The sequence below is a fragment of the Mangrovimonas spongiae genome (assembly GCF_003944795.1).
Lineage (GTDB): Bacteria > Bacteroidota > Bacteroidia > Flavobacteriales > Flavobacteriaceae > Mangrovimonas > Mangrovimonas spongiae.
Genome location: NZ_RWBG01000001.1, coordinates 929,688 through 944,624, shown reverse-complemented (window position 1 = coordinate 944,624; position 14,937 = coordinate 929,688). Strand labels below are relative to the sequence as shown.

The 14,937-nt window shown below is 32.6% G+C and carries 11 protein-coding genes; 7 read left to right on the top strand and 4 right to left on the bottom strand.

Annotated elements, in window-relative coordinates:
* Positions 1-610: 610 nt before the first annotated feature.
* Complete coding sequence (locus EJA19_RS04375) at positions 611-2,575, bottom strand: putative porin (RefSeq protein WP_125467110.1); 1,965 nt, start codon at positions 2,573-2,575, stop codon at positions 611-613.
* 71 nt (positions 2,576-2,646) lie between these two features.
* Between EJA19_RS04375 and EJA19_RS04370 the strand changes: the two genes are divergently transcribed.
* From EJA19_RS04370 to EJA19_RS04350, 5 genes are all read left to right on the top strand, one after another.
* Positions 2,647-3,246 (top strand): ribonuclease HII, encoded by a 600-nt coding sequence (locus tag EJA19_RS04370; protein WP_125467109.1) that lies wholly within the window; start codon positions 2,647-2,649, stop codon positions 3,244-3,246.
* A 31-nt stretch (positions 3,247-3,277) separates the two neighbouring features.
* A complete protein-coding gene (locus EJA19_RS04365; RefSeq protein WP_125467108.1) occupies positions 3,278-5,707 on the top strand; it encodes a ribonuclease HII in 2,430 nt (809 codons plus the stop codon).
* 146 nt (positions 5,708-5,853) lie between these two features.
* Positions 5,854-6,399 (top strand): hypothetical protein, encoded by a 546-nt coding sequence (locus EJA19_RS04360; protein WP_125467107.1) that lies wholly within the window; start codon positions 5,854-5,856, stop codon positions 6,397-6,399.
* A 101-nt stretch (positions 6,400-6,500) separates the two neighbouring features.
* Positions 6,501-7,106: a collagen-like protein gene (locus EJA19_RS04355; RefSeq protein ID WP_125467106.1), complete on the top strand. Its 606-nt coding sequence runs from the start codon at positions 6,501-6,503 to the stop codon at positions 7,104-7,106.
* A 104-nt stretch (positions 7,107-7,210) separates the two neighbouring features.
* The gene (locus tag EJA19_RS04350; protein WP_125467105.1) at positions 7,211-8,260 is read left to right on the top strand and encodes a nucleoid-associated protein; all 1,050 of its coding nucleotides are present in this window, start codon (positions 7,211-7,213) and stop codon (positions 8,258-8,260) included.
* 52 nt (positions 8,261-8,312) lie between these two features.
* Here the strand turns inward: EJA19_RS04350 and EJA19_RS04345 are convergent, their stop codons facing one another.
* The 3 genes from EJA19_RS04345 to EJA19_RS04335 form a co-directional block, all read right to left on the bottom strand.
* Positions 8,313-9,911, bottom strand: coding sequence for a T9SS type A sorting domain-containing protein (locus EJA19_RS04345; protein ID WP_125467104.1), 1,599 nt, complete (start codon positions 9,909-9,911; stop codon positions 8,313-8,315).
* 67 nt (positions 9,912-9,978) lie between these two features.
* Entirely contained in the window at positions 9,979-10,686 is a 708-nt protein-coding gene (gene lipB, locus EJA19_RS04340) for a lipoyl(octanoyl) transferase LipB (protein WP_125467103.1), read from the bottom strand.
* 29 nt (positions 10,687-10,715) lie between these two features.
* Positions 10,716-10,874 (bottom strand): YqaE/Pmp3 family membrane protein, encoded by a 159-nt coding sequence (locus EJA19_RS04335; protein WP_125467102.1) that lies wholly within the window; start codon positions 10,872-10,874, stop codon positions 10,716-10,718.
* Between the two features lie 210 nt (positions 10,875-11,084).
* On the opposite strand from EJA19_RS04335, the gene lysS reads away from it, so the two are divergent.
* Both lysS and EJA19_RS04325 read left to right on the top strand, forming a co-directional pair.
* The gene (gene lysS, locus EJA19_RS04330) at positions 11,085-12,776 is read left to right on the top strand and encodes a lysine--tRNA ligase (RefSeq protein WP_125467101.1); all 1,692 of its coding nucleotides are present in this window, start codon (positions 11,085-11,087) and stop codon (positions 12,774-12,776) included.
* 76 nt (positions 12,777-12,852) lie between these two features.
* Positions 12,853-14,919, top strand: a complete 2,067-nt coding sequence (locus tag EJA19_RS04325; RefSeq protein ID WP_125467100.1) for a response regulator — start codon at positions 12,853-12,855, stop codon at positions 14,917-14,919.
* Positions 14,920-14,937 lie beyond the last annotated feature (18 nt).

Genomic DNA, 14,937 nt, shown 5'->3' with positions numbered 1-14,937 from the left:
TCTTTATCGCCTTGTTTCGCAAAGCGGGTGCAAATATACAACCCTTTTTTAATTCACAAAAACTTTTTGAAGTTTTTTTTAATTTTTTTTCGTGCCGCATATTTTTTAAAGAACTTCTCTACTTACAACCAACCATAGTGGCGTTTTCGAGGGTGCAAATATACAACCTTCCCTCTCTTCTAAACAAATTTTTTATAACCTTTTTTTAAAGTTTTTTTTACCCGAAAAGCCACCTATCTAAAAAACAGGGCATTAAATGTAAATCTTTTTTCTTTACCATACAAATTATCTTTCCTTTTGATATTTGATGTGCCGATAGACCGTTTAATAAAATACCCCTAAAGCAATAGTACACATATATTGTAATAACAACTCTACGCTAATATACTTTATATATAATAGTGTATTATACTGATGGAATGTTGTAATTAAACACTAAATGCGTTAGGGATGGCAGTGGCATCCTTTTTTGTTTCTCTACTTTGTTAGTTATAACAAAAAAGATATAACGAACAGCCCGACCCAAACTTTGAGAAGGGGAACGCCCATATTGTGTTACGAGTTACAGTTGATGAATTAGCATTTACGAATAGCGTATGAACTTCTTCTTTTACAGAAAGAAGTTCCAGACGATACCAAACCTAACTACAAAGTCTCTGTAGGGATGGTTTGGAGCAGAATAAAAGTCGTATCCTGTCCATGCTGAATTAAAGTGTTCTGCCTTTAAAAAGATTCTTGCTTGCTGTACTTTGGCATTTATAAAGAAGTCTAATCTAGGGAAATCGCCATACTCTTGATTGTTTTGCACATAAAACTCGGCTAAAAGCGGATCGTAGGCATTCATATTATAACTGGTAAAGTACCTAAGGGTTACTCCTGTTTGTAAAAACAAGGCGCGTTTAAAAAAGTAATTGGAATAGTATAAGGTATTTCTCGTGACTAGTTCTGGCACATTAAGGACTTGGTTATCGTCTTTAATGTTTTGATAGGTCATTGTATTCATTAAAGAAAACTTGCCTAGCGTAAACTCTTTTTCTAGATTAACTTTTAGGTAATTTATAGACGCATCGTTTTGAAATGGTTTTACTAAACCTAAGCTTTCATCTTTTTTAAAATATAGATAATCGTTTATTGTAATTAAGTCGACTGAGACATTGGCTATCTTATTAGACTTTAATGCAAAAGTTAGCTGTTGGGTTTCTGTGTTATTAAAGTTTGATTGCCAATTATAATTTTCGTAAACACTTTGATATAATTGATAATTATAATTTGGTGCTTTAGAGCTATGGGTAATCATTGCCGACAACCCTATATCTTTGGTTACATTATAGGAGGCTTTTCCACTTATATAATTACCATCAAAATCACCTGAGATGTTTAATCCAAAGTTTCCTTCAACATTAAACGCACCAATTGTATTCTTGTATGCGCCTCCTAAAGATACAACATCGCCTTTTAAACGGTTGCTTATATATTGGTTGTTTATAAAGGTTACTTTATCGTAGCCATAATTGTAATTATTATGTGCAACATTAAAGGTTGCCTCTCCTAATGTTTTGTTTTCATATTTGGCATAAACTTGATTGTAAAAATTCTCAAGTGTCACCCGATCTCTTAAATTTCTATCTTGAAAGGCTTCACCAAAGTAATCGTTCTGCCTTGTTTGATTGTATTCATAATATTTATCCTCAAAAGAAATAATATGTCCAAGGGTTAATTGGTTACTTGATGTGGAGTCTTTTTGAATTAGTTTAAAACTATGATCTAAATGAAAGCGTTTTCCTTTTAATATATTCTCGGCATCTTCAAAATTCACTTCTAAAACAGCACGATCTTTAAACTCGGGGTCTCCAGATTCGAAATAAGGCACATTACTATCGGTTATCCCACCGTTTTCATTATTTAATAAGTCCTGCATTACAATATGTGCATTGGCAACATATCTGTTATTTTTAGTATTGTAACTGGTGGTAAATCTAAAATTTCCTGTACTTGTAAGTATATTTTGATATTTCCCTAAAGACCTAACCCCTTTATAAGCTATGGACATATTTAATTGCTCAGATGTATTTACGGTAAAAAATGCATCTAATTGTTGTCCTTGCTCGAAAGCTGTTTTAAAATAAAGTTCGGTAAGTGGCGTTGGCACACGATAATAATTAATATCGTCTATTTCCATATAATTAAAATGCCTTGCTCTGGCTCCAAATAGTGGCATTAAATTAGTATCATTAAAATGATATACTAACGTATTGTAAGATTGTCCTACATTGGAAAAAGGCAATAGGCCATAATTATCTTTTCGTAAGTAATTAAATTTATATTCTTTTAAAATGGTTAGTGTCGTATCTACTATTATAGTATCTCTCTCTTTAGATATTATGAGATAGTCCTCGATTTTGGCATCTTCATTTTTTATATTTTCATTACTCGTACTTTTAGTAGAGTACTGATTGTTTTCACCCAATCTATTATTCCCTCTAGCATCTTTATCTTTAGAAAGGATAGGTCTGTTTTGAGAATATCCTAAATGAACTACCGATATTAAAAAAACTGCCAAAAAAAGCTTCTTCATAATTATTTTTTAGACCTTGCAAATTTATATACATATATTATAATAACGATACCTTATTAAGATTTATTTAAATGCTTAAGCTCAAATATTCAGACTTTAAACTAGAATGCGGTACGGATGAAGCTGGCAGAGGCTGTCTTTCGGGCCCCGTTACGGCTGCTGCAGTTATTTTACCAGATAACTTTAAGCATAAAGTACTAAACGACTCTAAACAACTTTCTGAATCTAAACGCTATGAGCTTAGAACCTATATAGAAACTCATGCACTCACTTACGCTGTAGCACATGTGTTTCCTAAGGAAATTGACAACATTAATATTTTAAATGCGTCTATCTTGGCTATGCATAAAGCTATTTCTAATTTAAAAGAAACAGCAGAATACATTATCGTTGATGGGAATAAATTTAAACCTTTAAACGACATTCCTTACGAGACCATTATTAAAGGAGATGGAAAATATTTATCTATAGCCGCTGCTTCTATTCTTGCCAAAACGTATCGCGACGACTATATGGCTAAAATTCATGAAGAATTTCCACAGTATAACTGGAAAAAAAACAAAGGTTACCCAACAAAAGAGCATAGACAAGCTATAAAAGACCATGGCGTTACCCAATATCATAGAAAATCTTTTAGGCTACTACCTCAACAATTAAAATTAGAGTTATAACTTTTATATTTGCAAAAAAATCCTTCATTACATGAAATCAGTTTTTCGTCTATTACTACTTATATGTTTATTAACCGCTTGTACTTCGGAGAAAAAAAAGAAGGATTTATATAGCTATATTCCTGAAGAGGCCTCTATCGTTATAAAAAGTAACGGCTTACAAAGTCTTGTTAGTAATATTGAAAACAATCATTTTTTACAACAATTAAACAAAACGCCACTTTTTAACGAACTTGCAAACAAAACATCTCTCCTAAACCACTTAAACAATCAAGGTGAAACTATTATTTCATTTTTAAAAGACAATAATAATACATTGCAATATGCGGTATTAACCAGATTTAATGATAGCATTTTTAAACTCGACTCTATTCCTAATCACAGTCTTGAAACGATTACCACCCAAAACCAAACTTTTAAAAAAGCTACCGTAAACAAGCAAGTTCTTTACACAACTATTAAAGACAGTATTTTTATTGGTGCAACATCTCAAGAATTATTACTTTCATCAATTAAAGGACAGCCTAACAGCAATAAGACACTGCTTAAAACAGCCTCTAACAACAGTCAGCTTTCTGTTTATATAGATGAAAAGAAGACGAAAATGTTTTCAGATTTTTTTGTTGAAGACACCTTAAGAAATAGCAAACTAACCGAATTCTCTTTAATAGATATTAACTTAGAACAAGACGAACTTTTATTTAATGGTATTACTAAAGCAACCGACTCTACAAAAAGTTTAATACATGTTTTTAACGGCACAACACCGCAAAAAAACGACATCCAAAGGGTAACACCATCTAATAGCGATGGCTTTTTAAGCCTTACTTTTAACAACTTTAATACGTTTCACGAAAATCTAAAGCGCTATCAAAAACCAGATACGCTTAATTTAGATAAAACGCTATTTGGAAGTATTACAGAAGTTGGCGTTATTTTTCAAGGTAACAAACAAGCTATTGTTTTAAACTCTTTAGATGAAACCACAACCTCTCAAGCCATTTCATTAAACAAGCAGCATATTGAAACCTACAGAAGTATTGACATTTTTAGCTTTAACCAGCCTACACTATTTAAAAACACATTTTACCCTTTTATTAACGATACCAAAGCAAACAAATATATTGTATTAGACAACTTTTTTGTGTTTAGTAATAACACCGAAGTATTACAAAACATTATTGCCAATTATCAAAATAATACCACATTAAGCGACAAAAGCTACTTTAAAAACATTACTGAAAAACTAAGCGATGAAAGTTCGCTTTTAATCTCGGCAAATACGACACATTTAAATGACGTATTAAAACGAAGCATCTCTGAAAAAGCCATTATTAAAAACGATAATTACAAATGGGCTACTATTCAATTTATTAACGATAATAACTTTGCACACATTCATGGTATTATTAAAAAGAATAAAGCAAAAGCTGCAGAAGCTTCAGTTATCGAAGAGTTTAACATAAAACTAAACGAACGCTTGCTTAATACACCACAATTTGTAAAAAACCACGTCACCAAAGAAAAGGAAATTGTGGTTCAAGACATAAAAAACAATTTATACTTAATCTCTAACAAAGGAAAAGTTCTTTGGAAAAAACAACTTCCAGGAGCCATATTAGGTAAAATTAATCAAATTGATATGTATAAAAATGGGCGTTTACAATTAGCGTTTGCCACATCTAACAGAGTACATGTTATTGATAGAAATGGAAACGATGTAAAACCATTTCCTATAAAATTTAACGACCAAATCACTCAACCACTTTCGGTTTTCGATTATGACAACAACAAAAAGTACCGATTACTTATTACTCAAGGCAAGGACATTTTTATGATAGACGCCAAAGGAAAAACTGTAAAAGGCTTCACTTTTAAATCGGCAAATAGCGCTATCATCCATCAGCCACAACATATAAGAATAGGACGAAAAGACTACATAATATTAAAAACAAACGATAAATTATACATTTTAGACAGAACAGGAAAAACTAGAATAACACCAAAAAAACAATATAATTATTCTAATCAAGCTGTTTACGAATATCAAAATAACTTTGCTACAACCACCAAAAATGGTATTCTTGTTACGATAGACCAAAAAGGAAACACGGCATCTCGAGATTTAAACCTTACCGATAGGCATTATTTAACCACAACTATTAAAACACTTGTAGCACAATCTGAAAACCGTTTAACCATTAAAAACAAAACCCTAGAAATGGATTACGGTAATTATACAGCACCAGAAATTTTCTACTTATACGATAAAATTTACGTGGCCATTACCGATTTACAAACAAATAAAATTCACCTATTTGACAGTAGCGCAAAATATATAGACAACTTCCCCGTTTATGGCGCTTCTAAAATAGAACTCGATAATATAGATAAAGACCGAAACCTTGAATTTGTAACCAAAGGCAGCGATAATTCTATTTTAATCTATCAAATAAACTAAGGTAAACACCTAAAAACAAGCCGATTACACAGTAATACAAGATTTAACACCAACTATACAACGTTTCATACCAACTATACATTAACAATTTTATCAAGGTAGTATTTGGCTATATTCCCGCTTTATTAATTAAAAACCAAATACTTATGAAACCATTTATGTTAAACCTTAAACAAATTGCATTAGCTTTATTAGTTATTTTTAGTGTCTCCTGTTCACCAGAAGATGGAGAGCAAGGTCCTCCTGGAGAAGATGGTAATGCTAATGTACAAACCATAACTTTTGATGCCTCTAGCTTTGATGGAACTGCTAGTTATGTAGAAATTCCTGAATTAACTGAAGATGTTTTAGCAAACGATGCTGTGTTAACGTATTTATTAATGCATACATCTTCTGAAGATATCTGGTTTCAAGTGCCATGTCCTGTCGATCTGTGGGGTTTTGATTATGCAGTCGATGTAAATATGTCTGTTGGATATATTTGGTTTGACTACGCTGATGGAAATGGAGATAGTACTTCAATAACTGCTGGAGATCTGCAATCGGGAAAAGTCATTATTATTGAGTCTAGCAGTACAACAAGTGCTAGAACAAGCAACACCAAACAACAAGTTTATGCCGAGCTTAAACAAGCTGGAGTAGATATTAACGATTATTATGCCGTTTGCGAATATTACAGTATTAAACCATAATTAGTACTTAAATTTCGATTTCTAAAAATGTTAATCTTTTCAATAAAAAACAAAACCTTCTAGGTTTTAAAAACTTAGAAGGTTTATAAAAAATTAAAATCATGAAGCTCACAAAATCAACTAAACAAACCGTAAAAGCAATTACTTATGTTATGCTAGCTTTTATTATGGCTTTTAACATCTCCTGTTCACCAGAAGACGGTGAAGATGGTGCTCAAGGGCCACAAGGCGAACAAGGCCCTACAGGTCAGGATGGTGCTGATGGTGAAGATGGCAATGCCAATGTTATAACTTCAGCTTGGTTAGACGCCAATTGGAACGTATCTGACACCGACACCCAAAAAACGATGCAAATTACACCTGAGGAAATAGGTATTAGTAACAGTGATTTAAGAAACAACTGTCTGGTTATAGTTTACTTGAGTCAATGGGGCGATTCTAATATTTACACAATGCCTAGTAGTGGTCGTTGGAGTACCGCTTGGTACTCCTACACCTATGGTAATACCGGTGCTAATGTTTCTGGAATACGTATAAAATTAGAATCTACAAATGGTACTACACTAACCGAGTATCAATATGCTGGCTTTAGGGGGAATCGCTTTAGGTACGTTATTATACCAACCAACAACACAAATAGAAACAGTTTAGACTTTACTAACATGTCTTATGAAGAATTAATAAACCATTTTGGATTAGAAGACTAATTATCAATTAGTCTTAAATAAAAAAAGCCGAAGCTAGAACCTTCGGCTTTTTTTATACCCTATTTACAAGGAAATGATTAGTATTGTACTCTAATTTTTATGTTATGATTTCAAGAAAAAATGCCGCAATTTCCAAATGTATTTTACACAAAGTTGGTAATAAATTTAACCATACCAGAAATGCGTTTTCCGAAAACCTCATTCATTTTGATGATGATAGTTACGATCTCATGCTACCATTTCTATTAAAACCTTTTGTTAGCGAAGTACAAAGCTATCGTTTTAGCCATCATGCCGACATTAGTTTAAACGAAATAAACACCTATAGCACTGCTATTTTTTCAGATGAAGACACCTTCATAGATACCTCAAAACACATTGTAGAACATTTATTCGAGCAATCTAATTCTGCTCAAATAAAAACAGGTGATGTGCTTATCGTACTTTTTGAAGGCATTGAATTTAACGAGATAACTACCAATGCGCTTGGCATTTTTAAAATTGAAAATAAAGTCAACTTTTTTCAAACGTATCTAGAAAATAACAGCTACGATATCGTCGTACAAAAAGGGATTAGTAGTAAAAAGGTAGATAAAGGCTGTCTTATTTTAAATCAAAGTGATGGTGAAGGCCATATTGTATTAAGTGCCGACAATAATAATTACGATGCCCAATATTGGACCAAACACTTTTTAAACGTTAAATATGCTGATGATGCCAACCAACATACCCAACAGTATATCGAGTTATGTCGCGATTTTTCTGAAGAAGTACTAAAAACATCTTACGGCAACCAAGAACAAAACACCTTTCTTGCAAAAACCATCGACTATTTTAAAGAACACGAAAGTGTTAATGTAGAAGACTTTAAAGACGATATTTTTGAAGAAGACAAACACAAAACCCTTTTTGATGACTACAAAAAAAGCTTTGAAACCGAACTAGATGTTGTTATTCGCAATCACTTTGATGTGGCTGAAAACGTGGTAAAAAAAGCTAAACGCAAATTAAAAACCGATATTAAGCTCGACACCAACATTCAAATAAAACTGGATATTGATGCACCAGACGCTTCCAGCGAATATCTAGAACGCGGTTACGACGATGAGAAAAAAATGCATTACTACAAAGTGTATTTTAACGAAGAAGGCTAAAAAAAAAGCACTCAATAATTGAGTGCTTTTTTTTATTTAGCAAATCAAAATATTATTCAACTATAAACTTTTTTGCTTTCTGTAAACCATCTATTTTAACCATTAAAATATAATTTCCGGAGGCTAAATTAGAAATATTTAATGCAACATTATTGTTACTAATGCGTTGTTGAGACTGCATTACTTCTCTACCTTGCAAATCGTATATTGCTATCTCTAATAACTTACTTTCAACTTGTAATTGCTCTGGAAAAGCAATATTAATATCGGTACTTGTAGGATTAGGATAAAGTGTAAATAAGTTAGTTTCCAAACTCAATTCCTCAACATTCAATTGTTGCGCATCCAAATAATCTGGAACACCATTATTGTTTAAGTCATCATCTGTTGGGTCTCCATTTTCATTATAATCTTCATCGATGGATAAGATTCCATCACCATCATCATCAAAATCTAAATGATTTGGAATTCCATCGCTATCTGTGTCTAAAAATGTAGGAGATGAAGTGCTATTTTCGGTCGTTCTTCCATCACCAAAAACCAATTCTATATTAGTTAACACATTGTCACCGTCATCATCATCATCTAAGTAATTGGGAATTCCATCACCATCGGTATCATCATTAGCTAAATTGCCATCATTATTTACGTCTTCCATATCACTTGGCATGCCATCGGTATCTGCATCAGCCGTACAATCTATAGCAGACAATGTTAATTGAAATGTTTCTTCAGTTATTCCAGGATTTATCACTATTGTATAATCGATTGGAGTTGTAGTTAATGCTACGCTTCCAGATACAACGACATCATTCTCATTTAAAATAGTTATAGAATTTTCATCGGGAGATAAATTAAATAGTTCTAATATGTTTGCTTTGTAGGGGTCTAAATCAAACTGCTCTACACCATTATTATCCACATCGCAAATAACAACATCAAAATTTGAAGCAGGTGTAAAACGCCATGCTTCAGAACTTGTTTCCCAAGCTCCTGTATTTCTTCCTGGTGGTGTAATTGCAACAATATCTCCCCCTATAGATTTTTGTAACCCTATTACCGCATTACCGCTATTCCAGTCACAAAGTGGCTTATCATAAATAAAAACTTCTATAATTCCAGTAGTTTCGTGTAATACAATATGAGAACTTGACAATAATTCTGTACATGAATATTGTGGTATACTATCATAAACCACGTAGAATTTTCTGTGGGGTGCTTCACCAGAAACCCCTGTAAACACTACTCCGTTATCTACCCCTGGAGCCATATTATATATGTCATGAAACGGCCCAAAAATATTCATTTGGGCTAAATTATGATTACTATCACTTACTGGTAAGGTGTCACTAAAAGCCCACGGACAATATCCATTTGCTAAACTAGTATCAAAACTTATGGAACCATTAGAACTAATAACTAGCTGAGAAAAAAAGTCTTCGTAAAAAAAGCCTTGATAGTAAGAACTAAAACTAAAGTCAAAGGGAATATTAATTACATCAGAATAGACATCATCTTGATTAAAAGTAACTTCTGCATCGCCTTGAAAAGACTGATAAGGAATAGATTCTACCGTGTAAAAAAGGGTGTTTTGGCCAATACTAAGATTGAAAAAACATAAGGTAAAAAGTAATACGTAACATTGTTTCATAGATAAATTCAATTGGTTAAAATGTTAAATATAAAACAATTGAATGTATCTCTACAATATCTAAACGTTATTTTTTTAACACAAACTCCGCTTCAAATAACGTTTTAAAATGGGTTTTAAGTTTCTCTTTTACCTCGTTTACATTAACCTCTTTTTGTCCTAACTCTACATTTAAGGAGGTTACCGCTTTGCCGCGAATGCCACAAGGAATCATATTATCAAAATAACCTAAATCGGCATTCACATTTAGCGCAAATCCATGCATAGTTACCCAACGGCTAGCACGAACACCCATGGCACAAATTTTTCTAGCAAATGGCGTTCCTACATCCAACCAAACACCGGTTTCGCCTTTACTACGTTCGGCTTTTAAGCCATACTCGGCAAGGGTGAGAATAATAACTTCTTCTAAAAAACGTAAGTATTTATGAATATCGGTAAAAAAATTGTCCAAATCTAAAATAGGATAGCCAACAATTTGTCCTGGACCATGATACGTAATATCGCCACCACGATTTACCTTGTAAAATGTAGCACCTTTTTCGGCTAACTGTTTTTCATCTATCAATAAGTTAGACATATCGCCACTTTTTCCTAAAGTGTATACATGTGGATGCTCGACAAATAAAAAGTAATTGGGTGTTTTTAAGTTAAGAGCTTCTCTTCTATTTCTAATTTTTAAATCTAAAATAGACTTAAAAAGAGATTCCTGATAGTCCCAAGTCTGTTTATAGTCTTTTCTTCCTAATTCCTGTAACTCTATCTGTTTATTCATAGCGCACAAAAATACGGAAAAATAATGGGTTACGATTTAGGATTATTTAAAATTACTAATGCTGCAATAACCCCAGGAACCCAGCCACAAAGCCAAAGCAAAAATACAATAAGAATAGATCCGCAACCTTTATCTAAAACAGCTAACGGCGGACATAAAATAGAAAGTAAGACTCTCCAAAAACTCATAGTTATAATAGTTTGATGATTGATGTATCTATAGGACGCATTTACAGTAATCTTGTTACAACTTGGTTTAAAAAACTATTCTTAAAAATATGAGAAAACACCCTTTTTACCTAATACTAAATTCCTTCCATAAGGTATATGCTATTTTTTTGAAATAATGTAATTTTGCACACGCTTACCACAAATGGTAAAACTCAAAATATAATTAGCATGCAACTTTCAGAACAAGAAGTAGTAAGAAGAGAAAAATTAAATAAATTAAGAGCATTAGGAATAAATCCTTACCCTGCCGATTTATACCCTGTACAAGACACCTCAAAAAGTATTAAGCAACACTTTGAAGACGGTAAAAAAGTAGTGATTGCAGGACGGTTAATGTCACGCCGTATTCAAGGCAAGGCCTCTTTTGCTGAGTTACAAGATAGCGAAGGACGTGTACAAGTGTACTTTAATAGAGATGAAATTTGCACTGGCGACGATAAAAGTAAATACAACGATGTTTATAAAAAACTACTTGATATAGGTGATTTTATTGGTGTTGAAGGTGAATTATTTACAACCCAAGTAGGCGAGAAAACCGTTATGGTAAAAGATTTTTCGTTATTAAGTAAATCTTTAAAACCATTACCATTACCAAAAGTAGATGCCGAAGGCAACATTCATGATAAATTTGACGATCCAGAACAACGCTATAGACAACGTTATGCAGATTTGGTAGTAAACCCCAACGTAAAAGATGTTTTTGTAAAACGTACAAAACTCTTTAACGCCATGCGTGAGTTTTTTAATAACTCTGGTTATTTTGAAGTAGAAACGCCTATCCTACAATCTATTCCTGGTGGTGCTGCAGCAAGGCCATTTGTAACACATCACAACTCTCTAGATATTCCTTTATATATGAGAATTGCCAACGAACTTTACTTAAAACGTTTAATTGTTGGTGGTTTTGAAGGTGTTTATGAATTCTCTAAAAACTTTCGTAACGAAGGTATGGATCGCACCCATAATCCAGAGTTTACTGCAATGGAAATTTATGTTGCTTATAAAGACTATAACTGGATGATGGATTTCTGCGAAAAACTTTTAGAGCATTGTGCTACCGCAGTAAATGGTACAACAAAAGCTACTTTTGGCGAACATGAAATCGATTTTAAAGCACCATATAAGCGAATCACTATGGCCGATTCTATTAAAGAATTTACAGGCTTTGATATTACAGGTAAATCTGAAGATGACATTCGTAAAGCAGCTATAGAAATGGGCGTTGAAGTTGATGACACCATGGGTAAAGGGAAGCTAATTGATGAAATTTTTGGTGAAAAATGCGAAGGCAATTACATTCAGCCAACCTTCATTACAGATTACCCTAAAGAAATGAGCCCATTGTGTAAAGAACATCGCGACAATCCTGAATTAACCGAGCGTTTTGAACTTATGGTTTGTGGTAAAGAAATTGCCAATGCGTATTCTGAGCTTAACGACCCTATAGACCAAAGAGAACGTTTCGAACATCAATTAAAATTAGCCGATCGTGGCGATGACGAAGCAACGCAATTTATAGACTACGATTTCTTACGCGCCTTAGAGTATGGTATGCCGCCTACTTCTGGAATGGGAATAGGTATGGATAGGTTAATTATGTTCCTTACCAACAATCAATCTATTCAAGAAGTATTATTTTTCCCACAAATGAAACCAGAGAAAAAGATACCAGAAATGACCGAGGAAGAAAAAGCTGTTTTTAATTTATTAAAAGCCAATAACCCAATTGATTTAAACGAGCTTAAAACACAATCTGGTTTAAGTAACAAAAAATGGGATAAGTCTATTAAAGGGTTAACCAAAAACGGTTTAGCTAAAGTTAATAAAACCGACTCTGGTTTATTTGTAGAAATGTTATAGATTTAGAGTTTCTAACCGTAGAGAAAAGCCCCGTTAATTTCTCTACGGTTAAAATATCTTAACCTCACTATAAAACATGAAGGATTTATCCAAAATATTAACTTCTGGTAGAAATATCCTAATCCTTCCAATAGCCATATTTGTTGGTCTTACTACTGTTGCTTATTTTATCTGGGATAAATCTATCGAAGATTATCAAATAAGAGTAAAAGAGCAAATTCAATTAACAGGAACGTTATCAACACAAGAGTTTATTAAAACAATAAACAAAGAAGTCCAAAGAGTTGAAAACCTAAAAAATCGTCTGGAAATTTCTGAAGGTGATTACCATAAACATTGGAAAAAAGAAACCCAGATGATTTTAAATCAATCCCATTCAATAAAATTCATTGAATGGATAGATAGCTCCATGGTTATAACAAAAATAACACCTGTAAAAGAAAATATTAATGCTATTGGTTTAGATATATCTAAAGTAGATTACAGAAAAGATGATTGGATAAAGCATACAAAACAAAACACCATTAACATTACGCCATGGTCTAGAATGACACAAGGTGGCCACGCTTTTTTAATTGATGTACCCGCCTATTATAACAATACATTTCAAGGTACTGTAACGGCTGGCATGGATTTTACGCAAAATTTTGAAGCATTTTCACAAGGTTTGGATAACTTTTGTGTAGAGTTAACCGATCATAATGGCACAGTTTTTTATAGCTACAATATGCCTAAAAAAGCTAATGTAGATGACAGCTACACTTTCACTAGCTTATTAAAAGCAGATAAACTAAAAAATCAAGATTGGGAATTAAAACTATATCCTACAAAAAAACTACTCTCATCTACTGAAGAAAGGACGTTTATAAATTACACTTTACTTTTTGGTTTAATGCTATCGTTTCTTCTAAGCCTGTTAAGCTATTTTTATCATAAATCTTTAAAAGAAACACAAAAAGCTTTAGACAGTAATACCAGATTGGCAAACTTAAACTTAAGCTTAAAAAAAGAAAAACGAAAAGCAGAAGAAGCCTCTAAAGCCAAAACCGACTTTTTGTCTAATATGAGCCATGAAATAAGAACGCCCCTTCACGCTATTTTAGGGTTTATTCAAATTTTAAAACAAGGTAACTTTAACGATAGTGAAAAAGAATATATCGATTTAATGGGCAAATCCTCAAAAAATCTTTTAGCTATTGTAAACGACATTCTTGAAATACATAAAATAGAATCTGGAACTGTCACACTTGAAGAATCCTCTTTTTCACCATTAAAAAAGGTTAAAGATATTACCGATACTTTTCAACTTCAGTTTGCAGAAAAAAATCTGTTTTTAAAAACCAATTTAACGCAAAATGTAGGTATTAAAGCCTATGGTGACAAAAATAAGTTCTCTCAAGTTTTTACAAACCTCTTAAAAAACGCCCTTAAATTCACCGAAAAAGGCGGCATTAATGTAAGTTACACAGAACAACTTATTGATGATAAACTTAACATAAAAGTTAGTATTAAAGACACTGGAGTTGGCATACCTGAAAGTAAAGTAAAAACTATTTTTAAACGATTTACACAATTAGACAGTAGTTTAAAAAAACAGCATGAAGGTAGTGGACTAGGTTTAGCTATTAGCAAAGAGTTTTCCGAACTTTTAAATGGTAATATTACTGTTGAAAGTTCTGAAGATAATGGTAGTACTTTTGTTTTCACGTCCTCATTTAAAGTAAGTGATAACCAAGAGTATGTTACCGAAAAATCTATCGACAATTTACAATTAGAACATCTAAACGTTTTAATTGTAGATGATAACAACATTAATGTAATTGTATTAAAAAAATTACTTGAAGAGGTTAATATTCAAGTTGATATTGCCAACAATGGTTTAGAAGCCTTAAAAAAGACAAAAACAGCAGATTACCATCTAATTTTCATGGATATTCACATGCCAGAAATGGATGGGTATGAGGCAACCAAAAACATACGAAAAGTTAACGATCAAGTGGTTATTATTGGCTTATCGGCAAACGTTACTACAACTGCTATAGAAAAGGCCATAAATAGTGGTATGACAAATTACCTTACCAAACCATTTGTTAAAGAACGCCTTTACAAACTTATAAACATGTACTTCCCCAACAACAAGTAAACAGGACTCATTTTTTTT

What these genes read in the sequence shown, in the direction of transcription:
- EJA19_RS04325 (WP_125467100.1), top strand. Translation starts at nt 12,853, where the DNA reads ATGAAGGATTTATCCAAAATATTAACTTCTGGTAGAAATATCCTAATC.
- lipB (WP_125467103.1), bottom strand. Translation starts at nt 10,686, where the DNA reads ATGAATAAACAGATAGAGTTACAGGAATTAGGAAGAAAAGACTATAAA.
- EJA19_RS04360 (WP_125467107.1), top strand. Translation starts at nt 5,854, where the DNA reads ATGAAACCATTTATGTTAAACCTTAAACAAATTGCATTAGCTTTATTA.
- EJA19_RS04365 (WP_125467108.1), top strand. Translation starts at nt 3,278, where the DNA reads ATGAAATCAGTTTTTCGTCTATTACTACTTATATGTTTATTAACCGCT.
- EJA19_RS04375 (WP_125467110.1), bottom strand. Translation starts at nt 2,575, where the DNA reads ATGAAGAAGCTTTTTTTGGCAGTTTTTTTAATATCGGTAGTTCATTTA.
- EJA19_RS04370 (WP_125467109.1), top strand. Translation starts at nt 2,647, where the DNA reads ATGCTTAAGCTCAAATATTCAGACTTTAAACTAGAATGCGGTACGGAT.
- EJA19_RS04350 (WP_125467105.1), top strand. Translation starts at nt 7,211, where the DNA reads ATGATTTCAAGAAAAAATGCCGCAATTTCCAAATGTATTTTACACAAA.
- EJA19_RS04335 (WP_125467102.1), bottom strand. Translation starts at nt 10,874, where the DNA reads ATGAGTTTTTGGAGAGTCTTACTTTCTATTTTATGTCCGCCGTTAGCT.
- lysS (WP_125467101.1), top strand. Translation starts at nt 11,085, where the DNA reads ATGCAACTTTCAGAACAAGAAGTAGTAAGAAGAGAAAAATTAAATAAA.
- EJA19_RS04355 (WP_125467106.1), top strand. Translation starts at nt 6,501, where the DNA reads ATGAAGCTCACAAAATCAACTAAACAAACCGTAAAAGCAATTACTTAT.
- EJA19_RS04345 (WP_125467104.1), bottom strand. Translation starts at nt 9,911, where the DNA reads ATGAAACAATGTTACGTATTACTTTTTACCTTATGTTTTTTCAATCTT.